The following is a 20,118-nucleotide window of genomic DNA, read 5'->3' as shown; positions in this document are numbered from 1 at the left end:
GCTCACACTAACGCTCCTGGTCGTAGGTATTACTGTCGTCCGAACCCGCGCTGCGTCCCCGCAGCACACCCCGCCGCAGGTTGCTCAACCTGCCGCGGATGTCCTCGGGGGCACGGGAAACCTGGGGGCCGCCCTGCACGGTCTGTTCCGCCGTGCCCTCGACCAGATTGGCCTTGGGCACCCGACGCGGGAGCCCGGACGGGGTGATCCCGCCCGCCTTCGGCTCCCGGAGCTTCTCGGCCCGCTCCCAGCGCTCGTCGTTGGCCGAGCGCCAGTCGTCGGAGCCGGTGTCGTCCTGCTGCGCGGTCGACGGCTGCTGCGGCAGTTCCTGCTGCGACGGCTGCTGCTGCGCGGCGGGGCGGCTGTTGCCGCGACCGGTGGGCTGCCAGTGCTGCTGCCCGCCCCGGCGCGGCAGACCGGCTTCGGTCAGCTCGGGGCCGGAGTCGGGCGTGGAGCCCTGGGAATCGAAGCCTACGCGCTCCTGCGGCTCCGCGGGGGCGCTCGGGACAGATTCCGCTTCCGCCGGCGCCAAGGGCTCGTACGCACCCTGGTAGGCACCCTGATCCGGCCAGTCGTCCTGATGGGACCGGGGAGCGAACTGCCCCTCGTAGGACGGCTGCGGGAGCTCACCGGTCCCGTACCCGGCTTCCGCATAGCCGCCCGGCAGACCCTGTTCGGGCTGCTGCACGAAACCGGGGGCACTGCCGTAGGACTCGTAGCCGCCCTCGTACGGCGCCTGCGCGTACTGCTCCTGCGCGGCCGGCTGCGGCTCCTGTGCGTAACCGTTCCCGGCGTACTGGCCGTCGGCGTACGGCTCCTGCGGGAACCGCTGGTGCTCGTCCGCCGACTGCGCCCCCAGCGCCGCCCGGCGCTCCCCGCGCAGCAGCGAGCGGCCCACCGGGTCCAGCTGCGGGGTCTGCTCCGAGGGCTGCTCGTAACGGGAGTCGTCGAAGCCGAGCTCCGCCGCCGTGCGCAGCTGCGGCTGGGGCGGCTGGTGCGCGAAGCCCTGCTGCTCCGGAATGATCGAGGAGACGGTGAAGTCGTCCGCCGCGGGGGCCGGTTCGCCACCGCCGCCATGGGTGATCGCGTCCGGCAGCATGACCAGCGAGGTGGTCCCGGCCTGCTCGCCCGAGGGGCGCAGCTGGACCCGGATGCCGTGCCGGTCGGCGAGCCGGCCGACCACGAACAGCCCCATCCGCTGCGACACCGCGGCGTCCACGGTCGGCGGGTTGGCCAGCTTGTGGTTGATGTCGGCGAAGTCCTCGCCGGTGAGGCCGATGCCCTTGTCGTGGATCTCGATCATCACGCGGCTGTCGGGCAGCCGGGTCGCCGTGACCCGCACCTTGGTCTGCGGCGAGGAGAAGGTGGTGGCGTTCTCCAGCAGCTCGGCCAGCAGATGCACGAGGTCGGTGACCGACTGACCGTGGATCTCGGTCTCGGGCACCCCGGAGAGCTCGATGCGCTCGTACGACTCCACCTCGGAGGAGGCGGCGCGGAGCACGTCGACCAGCGGGACCGGCTGGTTCCAGCGGCGGCCGGGCTCCTCGCCCGCGAGGACCAGGAGGTTCTCGCCGTTGCGGCGCATGCGGGTGGCCAGGTGGTCCAGCCGGAAGAGGTTCTCCAGCTGGTCCGGGTCGGCCTCGTTGTTCTCCAGGTCCGTGATGAGGGTCAGCTGCCCCTCGATCAGCGACTGGTTGCGGCGCGAGAGGTTGGTGAAGATCGCGTTGACGTTGCCCCGCAGCATCGCCTGTTCGGCCGCCAGCCGGACCGCCTCGCGGTGCACCTGGTCGAAGGCGCGGGCCACCTCGCCGATCTCGTCGCGGCTGTGGATCGGGATCGGCTGGACACGGGTGTCGACGCGTTCCGGTTCGGCCCGGGAGAGCTGGTCGACCAGCATCGGGAGCCGCTGCTCGGCGATCTGGAAGGCGGCCGTACGGAGCCGGCGCATCGAGCGGCTCATCTGGCGGGCCATCAGACCGGCCAGGACGAACGCGGCCAGCAGGGCGACGATCACGACGGCGGCGTTGACGAAGGCGTCGTTGCGGGCGCCGGACGAGATGTCCGCGGCCTCCTTCACGGCCTTGTCGACGAGCTCGTTCTCCACCGTGGAGTAGCCGTCGAACTTGGCGGTGGAGGCCGCCATCCAGGTCTCCGGGGTGATGCCCTTCGCCGCGAGCTTCTCGGGGGACTTGCCCTGGCCGATCTGCTGGGCCATGCCGTCGAAGACCGAACCGTCGATGCTGGGCGGGGTGACGAACGGGGTCCCCGCCGCCTCGGCCTTCTCCCTGGCCTTCCTGACCGCCTGCGCGCCCTCGTCCGCCTTGGCGGCCATGACCTGCTTCAGCCGGGCCGCGTCGGCCTCCGTGCCGCCGGAGGTGAACTCGCCGAGGGCGATCTGCTCCAGGTAGTTGTACGAGCCGAAGGCCTTGACCTGCGCGTCGAACGTGGCACGCTCCTGGCTCGGGCGGACCAGCAGATGCATGCCGATCGAGCGCTGAAGCGATTCTGCAGCCTTGGCGAGTTCGAGCGCGTAGACCGTACGGCCGTAGCTGGTGATGTTGCCGGTGCCCAGGCCCAGTTCGTTGCTGAACTCCATCAGGGAGTGCTGGACCTTGACGTAGCCCTCCTCCGTCTTCACCGGGTCCATGGCCTCGGCGAAGGCGGCCTTGCGCAGCCCGGGGAGCGTGGGCTCCTCCAGGCGGAAGAGCTGGAGCCGCCGCTCCAGGCCCTGCTTGCGGGGCATCCCCTTCACGGCCTCGTTGAACTTGCCCGCGGCGTTGTCGGTGGCGGACTGGACCCGACCGATGACGGCGGCGTCGCGCTTGTTGGAGAGGAGCGGCTGGGCGGAGAGGTCGCGCTCGTCGAGGAGCGCCTGGCCGTACTCGGCGGCCGCGCGCACGATCAGCGCGGTCTTCTCGGCGTCCTGCGCCTCGCGCCAGGTGTCGATCGACCCCTTCACCTGGAACCCGCCCATGACCAGGCCGACCGCGACGGGGATCAGGAGGATCGCGTTCAGCCGGGTGGGCACGCGCCAGTTGCGCGGGGACAGCCGACTGGCGCTGCCACCGGACACCGGGGCATCGGACGCGTCGGCGGACGCCGCCGCGCGCCGCGGCGGCGGGGTGAAGTTGCCCCGCTCCTGCTGCGCCGTGGAGCCCGCGTTGTTTCGCCTCACTCGACCAACAACCTCTCGGCGTCGGCACCTACGCTGTGCCGTGTTTCGTTCAGGGCCGTACTACTCGGGAGTTCGTCGAATTCCAGCACGGCGACCGGCCGCGTTCCAAACAGTCGGAATCTGTCATTCCGAGTGGCCCAGACCTCAGATAAAACGGGCATAAAGAACGAGCCCCGTCAAAAGGCGGGGCTCAGGTGAGCGGAGTGGCACCAAACGGATGCGTCGGGTGTCGAACGCGGGGCAATTCTCTGTCGAAACGTTATGAATACGGGGGCGGATCGTGTCAAAGGACACAGCCCACCCCCGTCCGACTACGGTAACTACCGTATGGCAATACCGACTTGTGCCTACTTGAGCCGGGCCATGAGCGCATGCTCGACGAGCGTGATCAGACCGCTCTTGGCGTCGGCGCGGTGGCGCGCGTCCGTCGTGATGATCGGGGTGTCGGGTCCGATCTGGAGGGCCTCGCGGACCTCGTCGGGGGTGTAGGGCTGGTGTCCGTCGAAGCCGTTGAGGGCGATGACGAAGGGGAGGCCGCTGTTCTCGAAGTAGTCGACGGCGGGGAAGCAGTCGGCGAGGCGGCGGGTGTCGACGAGGACGACGGCGCCGATGGCGCCGCGGACCAGGTCGTCCCACATGAACCAGAAGCGGTCCTGTCCCGGCGTACCGAAGAGGTACAGGATCAGGTCCTGGTCCAGCGTGATGCGACCGAAGTCCATGGCGACGGTCGTCGTCGTCTTGCCCCCGGTGTGCGTCAGGTCGTCGATGCCTGCGGACGCGGAGGTCATCACGGCCTCGGTACGCAACGGGTTGATCTCCGAGACGGCACCGACGAACGTGGTCTTGCCCACGCCGAAGCCCCCTGCCACCACGATCTTCGCCGAGGTGGTGGCACGGGCCGCACCGCCGCTAGAGCTTGCGAAGTCCACTGAGCACCCTTTCGAGCAGTGTCACATCCGGCGCGCCGCCGGCCTCTCCATTGCCCGGCTGGTGGATGGCCACCATGCCGGCTTCCGCCAGGTCCGCGACGAGGATCCGGGCCACGCCGAGCGGCATCGACAGCAGCGCCGAGACCTCGGCCACCGATTTGACCTCACGGCAGAGGTGGCAGATCCGCTGGTGCTCGGGCAGCAGGGTGCCCAGGTGCGCGGGGTCGGCCGTGGTGGAGACCAGCGCCTCTATGGCGAGCTGGTAGCGCGGCCGGGTCCGGCCACCGGTCATGGCGTACGGGCGGACCAGTGGCTGGTCGCCTTCACCGTCGTACGACGCGTGGTGCAGTGCGCCGTACGGATCGGGTGAGGCGGGTGGCGGGGTCATGAATCCTCCGGGCGTGACAGCAGTGCGTCGGCTTGCCGTCTGAAGGGGCCGGTGGGGGGCTCTAAGCGGCCGGACGGGCGAGGGTTGAGTGCGTTGGCTGGGGCAATCGAGTCTGTCATCGATCCACGGCCGCCTAATGGAGCAGGCTGCCCTGGAGCTCGGCACGGAGATCGGGGGTGAGGACGGTGCCCGCACGGTCGACCAGCAGGGCCATCTCGTACCCGACCAGGCCGATGTCGGCGTCCGGGTGGGCGAGGACGGCCAGCGAGGAGCCGTCCGAGATGGACATCAGGAAGAGGAACCCGCGTTCCATCTCCACCACGGTCTGGCTGACGGCGCCGCCTTCGAAGATCCGGGAGGCGCCCGCGGTCAGCGAGGTCAGCCCGGAGGCGACGGCCGCCAGCTGGTCGGCGCGGTCCCGGGGGAATCCTTCGGACATGGCCAGCAGGAGTCCGTCGGCGGAGACCACCACCGTGTGCGACACCCCGGGGGTGTTGTCCACGAAGTTGGTGATCAGCCAGTTCAGATTCTGCGCGGCCTGACTCATCGGGCTCAACTAACGCTCCTGCTGGTGAGTGGGGCCGAGTGGGAAACTGCCGGTCGACTGGCCGTTGTTGGCCTGCCGGCCCTGCTGGATGCCCCGGCGGAGATTGGTCAACCGCCCGCGTACATCATCGGGGGCGCGTGACACCTGCGGACCTGACTGATGGTTCTGCTGCTGAGCGGTCCCCGGCACCAGGTTGGCGCGAGGCACTCGGCGCGGCAGTCCGGAAGTGGTGACTCCGCCTGCCGCGGGCTTCTTGACCCGCTCCGCCTGCCGTACGAGTTCGTCGTTCGGCGAGGGGCGCCAGGAACTTGTGGCGTTGCCCGTGTCGTCCCCGCCGCGGCGCGGCGCCGCGGGGGGCTCCGGCGCCTGCTGCGGGGAGAGGTGCGCGGGCGCCTGCGGCTCGGCGGGCGGCTGCTGGCCGCCCTGCTGCGGGCCGTGGAACCAGTTGGTCTCCAGGGTGTCGTACAGCGGCGTACGACCGTCCCCGGGCCCGGCGGCCGGAGGCAGCGCCTCGGGCTGCGGCTGCGGCGGCAGCACCGGACGGTACTGGCCGTCACCGGCCGGCGGACGCGGAGCACCGAAGTCCTCGTCGTCCCGGCCGCGCTGACGCGGGGCCGGCAGGCCCTGGTCCGGCGAACGGGTCGGCAGCGGCTGCCCGAAGTCGGGACGGGCGAACTGCGAGGTGCTCGCCGGGTCCTGCGGGGCCTGCGACTGCGGGGCCGGGCCGGAGAAGTCCGGCCGGGCGAACTCGGCGGTGGAGCCGGGGCCCTGCCGGTCGTCCATGGGCGTACGCGGGGGGAGCGGCGGGTTCATCGGCCGCTGGAACTGGCCGGTGGACTCGGGCTCCTCGTGACCGCGCGGGGCGTCCAGCGGGGTACGCCGCGGCGCGGACGGCTCCTCGGTGCCCCAGCTGGTGGTCTGCGGACGCTGCGGCTGAGGGTTGCCGCCGGGCAGCTCGGCGCGCGGGCCGCCGGCCGGGGGCAGCCGGAGTCCGGACTCGCCCTGGCCGCCGGGCTGCGGGAAGCCGCCCTGGCCCGCCGGGTTCTGCCGGGCCTGCTGCGGCTGCGAGGGCTGCCACGGGGCGGGGCCGTTCGGCCGGCCCTGCGGGCCGTTCTGGTCCTGGCGGTCCGGGCCCTGGAAGTTCTGGCCCTCGAAGCCCTGGCCCTGGAAGTTCTGGTCCTGGCGGTTCTGGTCCTGGCGGTTCTGGCCGAACAGGTCGGGCCGGCCGGAGTCCGGACGACCCGGTCCGTCGCCCTGGCCGCGGGCGCCGAGCCGGGCGCCGTTGCCGAAGGCGCCGGCGAGGCCGCCGCCCTGGCGCTGCGGCTCCGGGCGGGAGACGTCCTGCGGGCCGGTGCCGGAGAGCCCGGCGGACTGGAACCCGGCGTTCTGCTGGCCCGGCTGGTTCGGCTGGCCCTGCTGGTGGCGGGGGGAGCCGTCGCGGGAGGGCAGGGCGGCACGCGGTGCGGAACCCGCGCCGACCTGGCCGCGCGAGGCGCCCGGTCCCGGGGCCAGACGGCCGGGCGGGCCCGACGGGGCACCGCCGGGACGGGAGCCGTTGCCCGGACCGCTCGCGCCGCCGCCGGCGAGGAGCCCGCCGGGGGCGCCGGACTGCTGTCCCGGTGCCTGCTTGGGAACCGGCTGCTTGCCGCCGTGCGCGACGTCGACGGGCAGCATGACCAGCGCGGTCGTGCCGCCGGAGTCGGAGGGCCGCAGCTGGATCCGGATGCCGTGGCGCAGGGACAGCCGGCCGACCACGAACAGACCCATGCGGCGGGAGACCGAGACGTCCACGGTGGGCGGCGAGGCGAGCCGCTCGTTGATCGCGGCGAGGTCCTCGGGGGAGAGGCCGATGCCGGTGTCGTGGATCTCGACCAGCACCCGCCCGTCGGGCAGCGCGTGACCGGTCACCCGGACCTTCGTCTGCGGCGAGGAGAACGACGTGGCGTTCTCCAGCAGCTCGGCGAGCAGGTGCACGAGGTCGTTGACCACGCGGCCCGCGACCTCGGTGGCGGGCACCGCCGCCAGTTCGATGCGCTCGTACTGCTCCACCTCGGAGGCGGCGGCGCGGAGCACGTCGACCAGCGGGACCGGGCGGGTCCACCGGCGGCCCGGCTCCTCGCCCGCGAGGACGAGAAGGTTCTCGCCGTTCCGGCGCATACGGGTCGCGAGGTGGTCGAGCTTGAAGAGCGAGGAGAGCTGGTCCGGGTCGGCCTCGCGCGACTCCAGCTCGGAGATGAGCGAGAGCTGGCGCTGGATGAGGCCCTGGCTGCGACGCGAGAGGTTGGTGAACATCGCGTTGACGTTGCCCCGGAGAAGGGCCTGCTCGGCGGCGAGACGTACGGCCTCGCGGTGCACGTCGTCGAAGGCCGCGGCCACCTTGCCGATCTCGTCCCGGGAGTGCACACCGACCGACTCGACCGAGGTGTCCACGTCCTGCGGGTCGGCCTCGGAGAGCTGCTTGACGAGCTCGGGCAGCCGGTCCTGGGCGACGCGCGTAGCGGTGTCCTGGAGACGGCGCAGCGAACGGATCATCGACCGGGCCACGACGAAGGCGCCGACCAGCGAGACGCCGAGCACCAGCAGGATGAGCGCACCGCTGATGATCGCTTCGCGCTTCGACTCGTCGCGGAGCTCGCGGGCCTTGCCCTCCATGTCGCTGAGGAGGGTCTCCTCGATGGTCTTCATGGCCTGGATCTTGGTCGAGCTCTGGTCGTACCAGTCCAGGTAGGAGCGGCGCGCAGTGCCGGACATGCCCGAGGGGCTGTCCAGCACCTTCTTCGCGTAGGTGTTGGCCGCCTTGATCTCGGGGTTGCCCTCGTCCAGCGTGGCGGTCAGCTCGTCGGCGTTGTTGCCGGTCGCCTGGTACACGGCCTTGAACGAGCGGAGGGCCGAGGCCTCCTTGCGCAGCGCGGCGCGGCCGAACTGCTTGTCGTTCTCGTCGAGGTGCGGCTGCTTGTCGTTGCCGCCGGGCAGCGCCGCGGCGATGATCGCGCGCTGGACCGAGGCGTACTCCTTGGCGGAGGAGAAGGCCGCCAGCGCCCGGGTCCGCTTGATCATCTCGGAGTTGCTGGTCGCCTGCGCCATGTCCTGCGAGAGGCTCAGCAGCGAGGTGATCAGCTGGCTGTACTGGTCGACGGTCTGGAGACTCGGGGTGCCCTTGCCGTACGCGGTCTTGCGGATGTCCCGGATCTCGGCCAGCTGGCTCGCGATCTGGGTGACGCTCGAATAGATGCCTTCGAGGGCCTCGTCGCCGGAGGGGTCGCCGATCGAGACCGTCGCGTCGAGGAAGGCCGTCTTCGCCCGGTCGGTCTTCTTGCGGGGCTCGGTGACCTTGAAGTCGTCGGCCTTCACGCCGTTGGCCAGCGGACCGGCCGAGCGGTCGCGCTCCTCCTGGAGCGCCTGGGCCAGCGACGTCGCCTGCTTCGTCATCTTGGTCAGCAGCTGCATGTGGTCCAGCTGCTGGATGTCGTTCATGGAGTCGTTGATCCGCAGTCCGCCCAGGGTGGTCGCGGCGACCACGGGGAGGGCGAGCAGGGAGACCAGGCGGGTGCTGATGCGCCAGTTGCGAAGGGCGACGCGTGAGCCGGTGCTGACGGGGCCCCGGGACTGCGGCGACGCGACCGGATCGGTCTCGTCGTTCGCCGTGGCACCGGGGCGCTGTGCGCGGTCGCCGCTCTCGCCGGCCGCGGCAGGCCCGGGGTTCTGGGCGTGCTGGGCCGAGGAACCGCGGTCGGTCCCGCCGTGCGGCTCCTGCTCCGCCGCAGCGCTGCCATCCCTCTTGAAACGTCCCTGCACTAGCGTCGCAACCTCTGGACCAGGCGTTCCCTCGCGCGAAGCGGTGGAACGGTGTCGGCGTCGTGGGGCGTTGTACCCGCCCCATGGTGGTCGTGAGTGACCGGCGTCCTTCCCCTTTCCGCCGCCACTCGGCGCTCCGTTGCGCCCCCTGCGCGCCGGCTTGAAACCCGCGGCGGTGCGTGGAATTCCAGCACAGTGCCGGATCTCCAACAAGGGCCCCGCGCCGCACCGCGGCCTGAGTGACACGTTGTGATGACTGGGTAACAAGCAGTGCAGCGTGATCATGGATAAAGCGGACCATTAAGGGCGAATCAATGAACCGTAAAGGGTGTCCCAGTCGCCATGGTCAGGAGTGGAATGGATGATTCAGTGACGTAATGTCTGTTTCTGTCGCCCTGATCGACCGCCCGAATTGCGGGAATTGTCCATGCGGCCGTGAGCAAACTCACACGATGATCGCCGTCTCTTCCGGGCTCCCGGAGGGAATTGGATGTTTAGCCTGACGCTTTACAGGGATGGCAAATCCGACAACCGGCGCCCCTCCGGGCGGCGCCCGTACCGACAGGGTCCGAACGGCAGATGAAGACGACGATGACGTTCCGCAACATTGCCAACCCCCGGCGCACCACGCTGGCGCACCTCAAGGACGCCGAGGCGCTGCGGACGCCGGAGCGGCCGGAGCACGCCGTGGACCTGCCGACCCAGACGGCCAACCCCCGGCGCACCATCCTCATGGTGGCCCCGGCCACCGCCGTCGCCGCGGAGTAGCGCGGGCATCGTCCCCTTGCCTCCCGCCCGGCGGGGCGCCCCGTCATGCCGCCCGGCAATTGGGGCAATCGCCGCCGGGCGACGCGTTAGCCTGGAGCGTCAGTCTTCAGCCAGCAAGTGAGGGGCGACAGCATCCCGTGCGCATCGCCAGGTTCTCCATCGACGGCAATGTCGCCTTCGGCGCCGTCGAGGGCGAGGGGCCCGATGGTCTCGTCCTCGACATCATCAAGGGCATTCCGTACGCCGAGTTCGAGCTCTCCGGCACCAAGGTCCCGCTGAGCAAGGTCCGCCTCTTGCCGCCCGTGCTCCCCAACAAGGTCGTGGCCATCGGCCGCAACTACGCGGAGCACGCCGCGGAACTCGGCAACGAGGTACCGGACGTCCCCGTCGCCTTCTTCAAGCCCACCACCTCGGTGATCGGCTCCGGCGACGCGATCGAGTACCCCTCCTTCTCGAACGAACTCCACCACGAGGCCGAACTGGCCGTGGTCATCGGCCGCATGTGCCGGGAAGTGCCGCGCGAGCGCGTGAAGGACGTCGTCTTCGGCTACACCTGCGCCAACGACGTCACCGCCCGCGACGCCCAGAAGCGCGAGAAGCAGTGGGCCCGTGCCAAGGGCTTCGACACGTCGTGTCCGCTCGGCCCCTGGGTGGAGACCGACCTCGACCCCCACGACCTGACCATCCAGGCCACGGTCAACGGCGAGCAACGCCAACTGGGCCGTACGAGCGACATGATCCGCTCGATCGAGGACCTGGTCGTCCACATCACGGAAGCCATGACGCTGCTCCCGGGCGATGTGATCCTCACCGGCACTCCCGCGGGGGTCGGACCCCTCCATGTCGGCGACGAGGTCGCCGTCACCATCGAAGGCATCGGCACTCTCACCAACAAGGTGATCAAGCGTGGCTAACGCACCTCTCCGTGTACGTTTCTGTCCCTCGCCGACCGGCAACCCCCACGTGGGTCTGGTCCGCACCGCCCTGTTCAACTGGGCCTTCGCCCGGCACCACGGCGGCACCCTGGTCTTCCGCATCGAGGACACGGACGCCGCCCGTGACTCCGAGGACTCCTACAACCAGCTCCTGGAGTCGATGCGCTGGCTCGGCTTCGACTGGGACGAGGGCCCCGAGATCGGCGGCCCGCACGCCCCGTACCGCCAGTCGCAGCGCATGGACATCTACAAGGACGTCGCCGACAAGCTCCTCGCGGGCGGGTACGCGTACCACTGCTACTGCACCACCGAGGAGCTGGACACCCGCCGCGACGCCGCCCGCGCCGCCGGCAAGCCGTCCGGCTACGACGGCCACTGCCGCGAGCTGAGCGACGAGCAGATCGCCGCGTACGAGGCCGAGGGCCGGACGTCCATCGTCCGCTTCCGGATGCCCGACGAGGCGCTCACCTTCACCGACCTGGTCCGCGGCGAGCTGACCTTCCAGCCGGAGAACGTGCCGGACTACGGCATCGTCCGCGCCAACGGCGCCCCGCTCTACACGCTGGTCAACCCGGTCGACGACGCGCTGATGGAGATCACCCACGTCCTGCGCGGCGAGGACCTGCTCTCCTCCACCCCGCGCCAGCTCGCGCTCTACAAGGCGCTCATCGAGCTGGGCATCGCCAAGGACACCCCCGTCTTCGGCCACCTCCCGTACGTCATGGGCGAGGGCAACAAGAAGCTCTCCAAGCGCGACCCGCAGGCGTCCCTGAACCTCTACCGCGAGCGCGGCTTCCTGCCCGAGGGGCTGCTCAACTACCTCTCCCTGCTGGGCTGGTCGATCGCCGAGGACCGCGACATCTTCTCGGTCGAGGAGATGGTGGCCGCGTTCGACATCAAGGACGTCAACGCCAACCCGGCGCGCTTCGACCTGAAGAAGTGCGAGCACGTCAACGCCGAGCACATCCGCATGATGGACGTGAAGGCGTTCACCGAGGCCTGCGGCCCCTGGCTGAAGGCCCCGTTCGCGCCGTGGGCCCCGGAGTCCTTCGACGCGGAGCAGTTCGCGGCGATCGCCCCGCACGCCCAGACCCGTGTCACGGTCCTCTCCGACATCACGGCCAACGTCGACTTCCTCTTCCTCGACGAGCCGGCGACGGACGAGGCGTCCTGGAACAAGGCGATGAAGGAGGGCTCCGACGCCCTGCTCGTCACGGCCCGCGCCAAGCTGGCCGACGCCGACTGGAACGCGGAGGCCCTCAAGAGCGCCATTCTCGCCGCGGGCGAGGAGCACGGCCTGAAGCTCGGCAAGGCCCAGGCCCCGGTCCGCGTCGCCGTCACCGGCCGCACGATCGGCCTGCCCCTCTTCGAGTCCCTGGAGATCCTGGGCCGCGAGAAGACGATCGCCCGCATCGACGCGGCACTGGCGAAGCTGGCCGCGTAGCGGTCCGGACCATGCCCCGAGGGGGCGGCACCGGTGGACTCCGGGGCCGCCCCCTGTGCCGTCTCCGAGAGGGCCCGCCGACCGGACCTTCCGGGCCTTCCCCGTCGGGACCCCGCGCCCTGCCGCGGGGCGCCGAGCGGCAACGGTTCCGGTCTCCCGGCGACGCCCTCCCGCCACCGGCACCCGACCGCTAGCCTGGCGGCATGGTCATCCGAGCCGTGCTCTGGGACATCGACGACACGATCTTCGACTACACCGGCGCCGACCGCGTCGGCATGCGCAGGCACCTCGAACAGGAGGGCCTGCCCGATGGGTATGGCGATGTCGGGCAGGCGCTCGACGCGTGGCGGGCGATCACCGATACGCACTGGGCGCGGTTCGCCGCCGGGGAGACGGACTTCCTGGGGCAGCGCCGCGACCGGGTCCGGGAGTTCCTCGCGCGGGCGCTGGACGACGCCGAGGCCGACGACTGGTTCGCCCGTCACGCCGCTCACTACGAGGCCGCCTGGGAGCTCTTCCCGGATGTGCTGCCGGTCCTGGACCTGCTGGCCGACCGGTTCCGGCACGCGGTGCTGTCGAACTCCAGCATCCACAACCAGGACCGCAAACTGCGCGCGCTCGGCGTGCGGGACCGCTTCGAGGCCGTGGTGTGCGCCGTCGAGCTGGGCGTCTCCAAACCGGCGGCCGGGGCGTTCCTCGCCGCGTGCGAGGCGCTGGCGCTGGAGCCGGGGGAGGTGGCGTACGTGGGGGACGAGCCGGACGTCGACGCCGGCGGGGCGGTCGCCGCCGGGCTGATGGGGATCTGGCTGGACCGGGGCGGGCGCGGCGGGCGGCCCGAACTCGTCCGGATCGGCGGGCTCGACCAGCTGCCCGGACTGCTGGCGGGAGATACCCGTTTTGGAGCGCCGGACACCTTCGGGTAATGTTCTTCCTGCGCCGCCCGAGCGGGACGGAAGATCCGAACGGGAGGCGCAAGCGGAACAAAAACCCCGCAAGGGGTTGCGTTTCAGTGGGCTATGGTGTAATTGGCAACACTACGGTTTCTGGTACCGTCATTCTAGGTTCGAGTCCTGGTAGCCCAGCGCAGAAATGCAACAGCAGTAATCAGCAGGAACAAGCCCCCGTTGTGTAGCGGCCTAGCACGCTGCCCTCTCACGGCAGTAGCGCCGGTTCGAATCCGGTCGGGGGTACAGATCCTTCCCGCGAGATCATCTGGGTCGCACCCACGCTCTCGATGCAGGATCGCTAGGGCCCCCGTTGTGTAGCGGCCTAGCACGCTGCCCTCTCACGGCAGTAGCGCCGGTTCGAATCCGGTCGGGGGTACTTGTAACACCATGGGCTATGGTGTAATTGGCAACACTACGGTTTCTGGTACCGTCATTCTAGGTTCGAGTCCTGGTAGCCCAGCGCAGAAATGCAACAGCAGGAACAAGCCCCCGTTGTGTAGCGGCCTAGCACGCTGCCCTCTCACGGCAGTAGCGCCGGTTCGAATCCGGTCGGGGGTACAACAGCAGGACGGACGAAGGCCCTTCACCTCGGTGGAGGGCCTTCTCCGTTGCCAGGAAGGCCCGTTGGGGCCGCAGGGCCCTTCCGGGCCGCCGGGTCGTTCAGAGTCCGTAGCGCCGGGCCGACTCCTCCTCCTGGGCCATCCTGCGCAGAGCCATCAGCAGCGGCTCGTAGAGCACGGCCGACGCCACCGCGATCTCCACCTGCTCCGACTCCGTGGGGTGCGTCTCCATCAGGTCCAGGTCCTGGACGGCGACTTGATGCATCAGACCGGCCTGCTCGGCCAGGTAGTCGGCGTCACAGGGGTAGCCGAGGCGGATCAGGGTGGCCACCGACGACACCAGGGCGCGGTGCGCGGGGGAGAGGGAGCCGATCTCCTGCGACGTCGCCCAGCCGACCCGGTCCAACAGCCGCTCGACGGCCTCCCGGGCCACGGCCGTCTCCGGCGCCTCCTCGTCCGGGTCCGGGCCGTGCGGGAGCGACCACAGCGCCGCGCCCAGCCGGATCGTCCGGCCGAGGGACGCGTCGTCGACGTGGGAGAGGGCCTCGCGCGCCGTGGCCACGGGGAGCCGGCCCACCTGGATCAGGGCCCGCACCAGACGCAGCCGCCGCAGGTGGTCCTCGTCGTACTCGGCCTGCGTCGCGGTGACCCGTCGGCCGGGGGGCAGCAGCCCCTCGCGCAGGTAGTACTTGATCGTCGCGGTCTTGACCCCGCTCCGCTCGCTCAGCTCCGAGAGCCGCATGTTCCGTGCCTTCCCTTGCGCCATCTCTTGGGCAGTGTCACTATCCAATCATTGGATAGTGACGCTCTCCAAAGGGGGAAGGGACAGATATGTTCGCGAAGCCGATACCGGGACGGACCACCGCCGCGGCCGAGGGGGAGGTGGTCGTGCTGCTCATCGGGATGCGCATCAACCACTTCCGGGGTGTGCACCACTGGCTGCCCGTGCTGCTGGCGATGGTGCGCACGCTGCGGGAGTTGGGCCGGGACAGGGGGCGTGGGCTGCTGGGCCACACGCTGCTGACCGGCTCGCCACGGACGTACTACGTCGTCCAGTACTGGGAGTCGAAGGAGAAGCTCTACGCGTACGCGAGCGCTCCCGACATGTTCCACCGCAGGGCCTGGGCGATCATGAACCGCAGGGCGAAGAAGTCCCGGCGGCACGTGGGGCTGTGGCACGAGACGTACGTCGTGCCCGAGGGCGGATACGAATCCGTCTACGCCGACATGCCGGCCCACGGGCTGGCCCGCGCGGTGGGCGTGCTGCCGCTTCAGGCACGGGGCCGTCGGGCGGCCGACCGTCTCGCGCACCGCTCGTCCGCGAGCTGAGGCCCCGGGAGCGGGGTCCCGGCGGCGAGGCGCCGGGAGAGGGGGCCGCCACGACGCTGGGGCGGCCGGGGAGGGGGTTGCCCGGGTGCGGTGTCAGCCGGTACGGCGCAGGGCCTCGCTGAGCCTCGCCGCCGAGTCGATGACCGCCTGGGCGTGCATCCGGCCCGGGTGCCGGGTCAGCCGCTCGATCGGTCCGGAGACCGAGACGGCGGCCACCACCCGGTTCGAGGGGCCGCGCACCGGCGCCGAGACCGAGGCCACACCCGGCTCGCGCTCGCCGATCGACTGGGCCCAGCCCCTGCGCCGTACGCCCGAGAGCGCGGTGGCCGTGAAGCGGGCGCCCTGGAGGCCGCGGTGCAGGCGCTCCGGCTCCTCCCAGGCCATCAGGATCTGGGCCGAGGAACCGGCCTTCATGGTGAGCGTGGAGCCGACCGGCACGGTGTCCCGCAGGCCGGACAGCCGCTCCGCCGCCGCCACGCAGATCCGCATGTCGCCCTGCCTGCGGTAGAGCTGCGCGCTCTCCCCGGTGATGTCCCGGAGGTGGGTGAGCACCGGGCCCGCCGTGGCCAGCAGGCGGTCCTCGCCCGCCGCCGCCGCGAGCTCCGCCAGCCGGGGGCCGAGAATGAAGCGGCCCTGCATGTCCCTCGCCACCATGCGGTGGTGTTCCAGTGCCACGGCCAGTCGATGGGCCGTGGGCCGTGCGAGCCCGGTCGCCGCGACCAGCCCGGCGAGGGTGGCCGGCCCGGACTCCAGGGCGCTCAATACCAGAGCCGCCTTGTCGAGAACGCCGACGCCGCTAGAGTTGTCCATACGACGATACTCCCGTCTCACTCTGTGAAACGCAAGTTCAATATTCGGCGGAAGTTGCGAACCTGTACGGGCGGCCACACAACGGCCCGTAGCCACCGCCCCGCACGGGGATCCGGACGGCGGCGCACCGAATCTCTAGTTGGGCCGGCGAAGACGCCGGCCGGAGGGAAAGCGATGGGTAGGACACTCGCGGAGAAGGTCTGGGACGACCATGTCGTCCGGCGCGCCGAAGGTGAGCCCGACCTCCTCTTCATCGATCTGCACCTGCTGCACGAGGTGACCAGCCCCCAGGCCTTCGACGGCCTCCGGCAGGCCGGACGCCGGGTGCGGCGCCTCGATCTCACCATCGCCACCGAGGATCACAACACCCCGACCCTCGACATCGACAAGCCGATCGCCGACCCGGTCTCCCGCGCCCAGTTGGAGACCCTGCGCAAGAACTGCGCGGAGTTCGGCGTGCGGCTGCACCCGCTGGGCGACGTCGAGCAGGGCGTCGTGCACGTGGTCGGCCCGCAGCTGGGCCTGACCCAGCCCGGCACCACCGTGGTCTGCGGCGACTCCCACACCTCCACGCACGGCGCCTTCGGCGCCCTGGCGTTCGGCATCGGCACCAGCCAGGTCGAGCACGTGCTGGCCACCCAGACACTGCCGATGGCCCGCCCGAGGACCATGGCGATCACCATCGACGGCGAACTGCCCGACGGCGTCACGGCCAAGGACCTGATCCTCGCGATCATCGCCCGGATCGGCACCGGCGGCGGCCAGGGCTACGTCCTGGAGTACCGCGGCTCCGCCATCGAGAAGCTCTCGATGGAGGCCCGGATGACCATCTGCAACATGTCGATCGAGGCCGGCGCCCGAGCGGGCATGATCGCCCCGGACGAGACCACCTTCGACTACCTGCGCGGCCGCGACCACGCCCCGCAGGGCGAGGACTGGGACGCCGCCGTCGCGTACTGGAGGACGCTGCGCACCGACGACGACGCGGTCTTCGACGCCGAGGTCGTCATCGACGCGGCCGAACTGGCCCCGTTCGTCACCTGGGGCACCAACCCCGGCCAGGGCGCGCCCCTGTCGGCCCAGGTCCCCGACCCGGCTTCGTACGAGGACGCCTCGGAGCGCAACGCCGCCGAAAAGGCGCTGGAGTACATGGGGTTGACCGCCGGCCAGCCGCTGCGCGAGATCACCGTGGACACCGTCTTCGTAGGCTCCTGCACCAACGGCCGGATCGAGGACCTGCGCAACGCCGCCGCCGTCCTGGACGGCCGCAAAGTCGCCGACGGGGTACGGATGCTGGTCGTCCCGGGCTCGGTCCGGGTCGCCCTCCAGGCCGTCGAGGAGGGCCTGGACAAGGTCTTCACCGGAGCGGGCGCCGAATGGCGGCACGCCGGCTGCTCGATGTGTCTCGGCATGAACCCCGACCAGCTGGCCCCCGGCGAGCGCTCCGCCTCCACCTCGAACCGCAACTTCGAGGGCCGGCAGGGCAAGGGCGGCCGTACCCACCTGGTCTCCCCGCAGGTCGCCGCCGCCACCGCCGTGCTGGGCCACCTGGCCTCGCCCGCGGACCTGTCCGACACCCGTACGCCCGCCGGAGTCCGATAACCATGGAAGCTTTCACCGCACACACCGGCCGGGCCGTCCCGCTGCGCCGCAGCAATGTCGACACCGACCAGATCATTCCCGCCCACTGGCTGAAGAAGGTCACCCGGGACGGCTTCGAGGACGGACTCTTCGAGGCCTGGCGCAAGGACGAGAACTTCGTCCTCAACCGCCCCGAGCGCACGGGTGCCACCGTCCTGGTCGCCGGCCCCGACTTCGGCACCGGCTCGTCCCGCGAGCACGCCGTCTGGGCGCTCCAGAACTACGGCTTCAAGACCGTCATCTCCTCCCGCTTCGCCGACATCTTCCGCGGCAACTCGCTGAAGAACGGACTGCTGACCGTCGTGCTCGACCAGAAGGTCGTGGACGCGCTCTGGGAGCTGACCGAGGCCGACCCCACGGCCGAGATCACCGTCGACCTGGAGGCGCGCCAGGTCCGGGCCGAGGGCATCACCGCCGACTTCGAGCTCGACGAGAACGCCCGCTGGCGACTGCTCAACGGGCTGGACGACATCAGCCTCACCCTTCAGAACGAAGCGGACATCGCGACTTATGAGGCGGCGAGGCCGACCTTCAAGCCGCGTACAATTAACGCCTGAGCAGCGCGTTTCCAGGACTGCGCCCCCTGCCATCTGGTAGGGGGCGCAGTCGCTTGTTGAGACCCCGTCGGGCGACAACTCGCCCCAGATGGCACAATCGGTGCATGGAACGCGACAGCCAACTCAAGCTTTACGGCCAAGTCGCCGACCGATTGAAGGAAGCGCACACAAGAGTGCGCACACTGCAAGTCCCGGAGGGCGTAAGGATGGCGCTGTCCCGGAAGCTGTTGGTCATCACGGCCGCGGCTAAGCACGATCTCCCGGATGCGGCAAGGCGTCTGGACCGGTTGATGAAGGACCTCGATGAGGGCCGATTCCCCGAAGGTGACTGACTCTGCGGAACTGCGCAGCGGTCGACTTCGTTGCGGCACTAGGGTGATTAGCCCGTTTCGTGTTTGATTTGCGGTATATATCTGCCTAACGTGCGAAAACGCTTGAACACTTTCGTTCTGGCAATGTCTCCGAAGGGGAAGACGTGAACAAGGCGCAGCTCGTAGAAGCGATTGCCGACAAGGTCGGAGGCCGTCAGCAGGCCGCCGACGCCGTCGACGCGGTACTCGACGCGATCGTCCGTGCGGTTGTCGCGGGGGACCGTGTCTCGGTCACCGGCTTCGGCTCGTTCGAGAAGGTCGACCGCCCCGCCCGCTACGCCCGCAACCCGCAGACGGGTGAGCGCGTGCGGGTCAAGAAGACCTCGGTGCCCCGCTTCCGCGCGGGACAGGGCTTCAAGGACCTGGTGAGCGGCTCGAAGAAGCTCCCCAAGAACGACGTGGCCGTGAAGAAGGCGCCCAAGGGCAGCCTCTCGGGCGGTTCTTCCACCCGTACGACGGCCAAGGCCGCGGCCAAGAAGGCCACCGCCAAGAAGGCCACGGCGAAGAAGGCCACCGCCAGGAAGACCGTGACCGCGGCGAAGACCACGGCGGCCAAGAAGACCACCGCGGCGGCCAAGAAGACCACGGCAGCGGCCAAGAAGACCACGGCGGCCGCGAAGAAGGCCACGCCGGCCGCGAAGAAGACGACGGCCGCCAAGAAGGCCGTCGCCAGCAAGACCGCGCCCGCCAAGAAGGCCACGGCGAAGAAGGCGCCCGCGAAGAAGGCCACGGCGCGCAAGACCACGGCGAAGAAGGCCACTGCACGGAAGAAGTGAGACCGAGCAGCTCAGGGCTACTCACACGCGCCGGGCCGGGCTCCCCTCGGGGGAGCCCGGCCCGCGGGCTGTCGTGGTGGTGCGCGGACTCCGGGACGGCCGCTTGCCGGAGCCTGTGCTCAGAACGTCTGCAGGGTCACCAGCGTGATCCGCAGCTCCGCGCCCTCGCCGGTGCCCTCGATGCGCACCCGCTGCCCCGGACGCAGCAGCAGCAGACCGCCCGCGTCGAAGGCACGGGCGTCGAAATCCACCGGGGTGCCGTCGTCGAGCAGCACGCTGCCGGTACGGGTCCCGGGGTCGTAGGTGTACGAGGTCGCCTGCATGGTCGGCAGCCTATCGGTCCGGCGGGAGGTTGGTGGGAAGGGCCGTCGGCCCCTCGCCGCGGGCCCGTCCGGGCGTGACGGCGGCCCGGGAGACCGCCGCGGCCCAGGGCCCCGCCGGGTGCCCGCCGAGGTGTTCCGCCGTGTGCGTGCCGACGCCCAGGACCAGTGCCGCCCGCAGGTCGTCGCCGGTGTCCACGTCCTGGCGGACCGAATCGATGCCGGTCAGACCGATTTCCACCGCGCCGGAGTCCAGATGCCGGGCCCGGGAAGGGCCGCCGAATGCCGGACGCAATTCCACTCCCGGCGCAGCCGACAGAAATGTTGTCCCGATTCCTGCCGCATCGGTCACAAATGCACGGGGGAATTCTGCGGAATAGCCGAGCACCCGGGACAATTCCGCGGGGCGCAGTGCGGGCAGATCCGCGTTGAGGGCGGCGAGCGCGGCCCGGGGGCGCCCGGCCCGTACGGTCCGCGCGCCGTGTGCCAGCGCGGCGTTGAGCCCGCGGTCCGGCGCGTCGGGGACGACCCGTGCCCCGGCGGCGGTGAGGGCGGCTCCGGCCTCCGGGTCGTCCGTGACGACCACCACATCCAGCACCGCCGGGCAGGACAGGGCCGCGGCCACGGTGTCCCGGGCGAAGGCGAGGGCGAGGCGGGGGCGCAGTTCGGCGCCGGTCGCGGGCGTCAGCCTGCTCTTGGCCCGCGCCAGCGGCTTCAGCGGGACGACCAGGGACCAAGGACCGGTCGGGTCGGTGTTCGTGGCGATCTCCCCCTCGATGCGCGTCGCCGCCTATTCTCGCCTGCCGGTGCGAGAACCCGGAGGGTC

At 70.6% G+C, this 20,118-nt stretch carries 18 protein-coding genes and 5 tRNA genes; 14 read left to right on the top strand and 9 right to left on the bottom strand.

From position 1 onward, the window contains the following. Positions 1-7: 7 nt before the first annotated feature. The 5 genes from ACFVFH_RS26485 to ACFVFH_RS26465 all read right to left on the bottom strand — a co-directional run bounded on the left by ACFVFH_RS26485 (position 8) and on the right by ACFVFH_RS26465 (position 8,834). Complete coding sequence (locus ACFVFH_RS26485) at positions 8-3,175, bottom strand: nitrate- and nitrite sensing domain-containing protein (RefSeq protein WP_383773000.1); 3,168 nt, start codon at positions 3,173-3,175, stop codon at positions 8-10. A gap of 347 nt (positions 3,176-3,522) precedes the next feature. Continuing rightward, a complete protein-coding gene (locus ACFVFH_RS26480; protein WP_072487286.1) occupies positions 3,523-4,104 on the bottom strand; it encodes an ATP/GTP-binding protein in 582 nt (193 codons plus the stop codon). Continuing rightward, entirely contained in the window at positions 4,085-4,492 is a 408-nt protein-coding gene (locus tag ACFVFH_RS26475; RefSeq protein ID WP_003966010.1) for a DUF742 domain-containing protein, read from the bottom strand. Before ACFVFH_RS26475 ends, ACFVFH_RS26480 begins: the two co-directional genes overlap by 20 nt. A 133-nt stretch (positions 4,493-4,625) precedes the next feature. Next, on the bottom strand, positions 4,626-5,048 hold the full coding sequence (locus ACFVFH_RS26470; protein WP_003966009.1) for a roadblock/LC7 domain-containing protein: 423 nt from the start codon (positions 5,046-5,048) through the stop codon (positions 4,626-4,628). Then, positions 5,049-8,834 carry a nitrate- and nitrite sensing domain-containing protein gene (locus ACFVFH_RS26465; RefSeq protein WP_383772998.1) on the bottom strand — a complete coding sequence of 1,262 codons (3,786 nt, stop codon included), beginning with the start codon at positions 8,832-8,834 and terminating at the stop codon, positions 5,049-5,051. It abuts the gene before it with no gap. A gap of 579 nt (positions 8,835-9,413) precedes the next feature. Between ACFVFH_RS26465 and ACFVFH_RS26460 the strand changes: the two genes are divergently transcribed. The 9 genes from ACFVFH_RS26460 (at position 9,414) to ACFVFH_RS26420 (ending at position 13,486) form a co-directional block, all read left to right on the top strand. Further along, positions 9,414-9,602 (top strand): hypothetical protein, encoded by a 189-nt coding sequence (locus tag ACFVFH_RS26460; RefSeq protein WP_383772996.1) that lies wholly within the window; start codon positions 9,414-9,416, stop codon positions 9,600-9,602. Positions 9,603-9,739: 137 nt separating this feature from the next. Continuing rightward, positions 9,740-10,516, top strand: a complete 777-nt coding sequence (locus ACFVFH_RS26455) for a fumarylacetoacetate hydrolase family protein (RefSeq protein WP_353793570.1) — start codon at positions 9,740-9,742, stop codon at positions 10,514-10,516. Further along, positions 10,509-11,981, top strand: coding sequence for a glutamate--tRNA ligase (gene gltX / locus ACFVFH_RS26450; RefSeq protein WP_383772994.1), 1,473 nt, complete (start codon positions 10,509-10,511; stop codon positions 11,979-11,981). Before ACFVFH_RS26455 ends, gltX begins: the two co-directional genes overlap by 8 nt. A gap of 203 nt (positions 11,982-12,184) precedes the next feature. After that, a complete protein-coding gene (locus ACFVFH_RS26445) occupies positions 12,185-12,904 on the top strand; it encodes an HAD family hydrolase (RefSeq protein ID WP_383772992.1) in 720 nt (239 codons plus the stop codon). 87 nt (positions 12,905-12,991) lie between these two features. Next, positions 12,992-13,063 (top strand) — tRNA-Gln (locus ACFVFH_RS26440). Between the two features lie 35 nt (positions 13,064-13,098). After that, a tRNA-Glu gene (locus ACFVFH_RS26435) sits at positions 13,099-13,171 on the top strand. A gap of 60 nt (positions 13,172-13,231) precedes the next feature. Further along, positions 13,232-13,304 (top strand) — tRNA-Glu (locus tag ACFVFH_RS26430). Positions 13,305-13,316: 12 nt separating this feature from the next. Then, positions 13,317-13,388: transfer RNA gene (locus ACFVFH_RS26425), tRNA-Gln, on the top strand. A 25-nt stretch (positions 13,389-13,413) separates the two neighbouring features. Next, positions 13,414-13,486 (top strand) — tRNA-Glu (locus ACFVFH_RS26420). Positions 13,487-13,588: 102 nt separating this feature from the next. Here ACFVFH_RS26420 and ACFVFH_RS26415 read toward each other — a convergent pair. Beyond that, positions 13,589-14,230, bottom strand: a complete 642-nt coding sequence (locus ACFVFH_RS26415; protein WP_383772990.1) for a MerR family transcriptional regulator — start codon at positions 14,228-14,230, stop codon at positions 13,589-13,591. A gap of 89 nt (positions 14,231-14,319) precedes the next feature. Here ACFVFH_RS26415 and ACFVFH_RS26410 point away from each other — a divergent pair, with 89 nt between their 5' ends. Beyond that, the gene (locus ACFVFH_RS26410) at positions 14,320-14,817 is read left to right on the top strand and encodes a DUF4188 domain-containing protein (protein WP_383772988.1); all 498 of its coding nucleotides are present in this window, start codon (positions 14,320-14,322) and stop codon (positions 14,815-14,817) included. 93 nt (positions 14,818-14,910) lie between these two features. Here the strand turns inward: ACFVFH_RS26410 and ndgR are convergent, their stop codons facing one another. Beyond that, positions 14,911-15,627 (bottom strand): IclR family transcriptional regulator NdgR, encoded by a 717-nt coding sequence (gene ndgR, locus ACFVFH_RS26405; RefSeq protein ID WP_014048551.1) that lies wholly within the window; start codon positions 15,625-15,627, stop codon positions 14,911-14,913. A 174-nt stretch (positions 15,628-15,801) separates the two neighbouring features. Between ndgR and leuC the strand changes: the two genes are divergently transcribed. The 4 genes from leuC to ACFVFH_RS26385 all read left to right on the top strand — a co-directional run bounded on the left by leuC (position 15,802) and on the right by ACFVFH_RS26385 (position 18,972). Then, positions 15,802-17,229, top strand: coding sequence for a 3-isopropylmalate dehydratase large subunit (leuC, locus tag ACFVFH_RS26400; protein WP_383772986.1), 1,428 nt, complete (start codon positions 15,802-15,804; stop codon positions 17,227-17,229). Positions 17,230-17,231: 2 nt separating this feature from the next. Next, the gene (gene leuD, locus ACFVFH_RS26395) at positions 17,232-17,825 is read left to right on the top strand and encodes a 3-isopropylmalate dehydratase small subunit (protein WP_383772984.1); all 594 of its coding nucleotides are present in this window, start codon (positions 17,232-17,234) and stop codon (positions 17,823-17,825) included. A 104-nt stretch (positions 17,826-17,929) separates the two neighbouring features. Further along, entirely contained in the window at positions 17,930-18,157 is a 228-nt protein-coding gene (locus tag ACFVFH_RS26390) for a hypothetical protein (RefSeq protein WP_093545158.1), read from the top strand. Positions 18,158-18,300: 143 nt separating this feature from the next. Beyond that, the gene (locus ACFVFH_RS26385; protein ID WP_383772982.1) at positions 18,301-18,972 is read left to right on the top strand and encodes an HU family DNA-binding protein; all 672 of its coding nucleotides are present in this window, start codon (positions 18,301-18,303) and stop codon (positions 18,970-18,972) included. Positions 18,973-19,091: 119 nt separating this feature from the next. Here ACFVFH_RS26385 and ACFVFH_RS26380 read toward each other — a convergent pair whose 3' ends face one another. Further along, positions 19,092-19,295, bottom strand: coding sequence for a hypothetical protein (locus ACFVFH_RS26380; protein ID WP_383772980.1), 204 nt, complete (start codon positions 19,293-19,295; stop codon positions 19,092-19,094). A 10-nt stretch (positions 19,296-19,305) separates the two neighbouring features. Next, positions 19,306-20,058 carry a 2-phospho-L-lactate guanylyltransferase gene (gene cofC / locus ACFVFH_RS26375; protein ID WP_383773201.1) on the bottom strand — a complete coding sequence of 251 codons (753 nt, stop codon included), beginning with the start codon at positions 20,056-20,058 and terminating at the stop codon, positions 19,306-19,308. Positions 20,059-20,118 lie beyond the last annotated feature (60 nt).

This window comes from Streptomyces sp. NPDC057697, from assembly GCF_042799335.1.
Lineage (GTDB): Bacteria > Actinomycetota > Actinomycetes > Streptomycetales > Streptomycetaceae > Streptomyces.
Note: the sequence above shows the minus strand (reverse complement) of the source record. Positions and strands in the feature narration are given on the sequence as shown.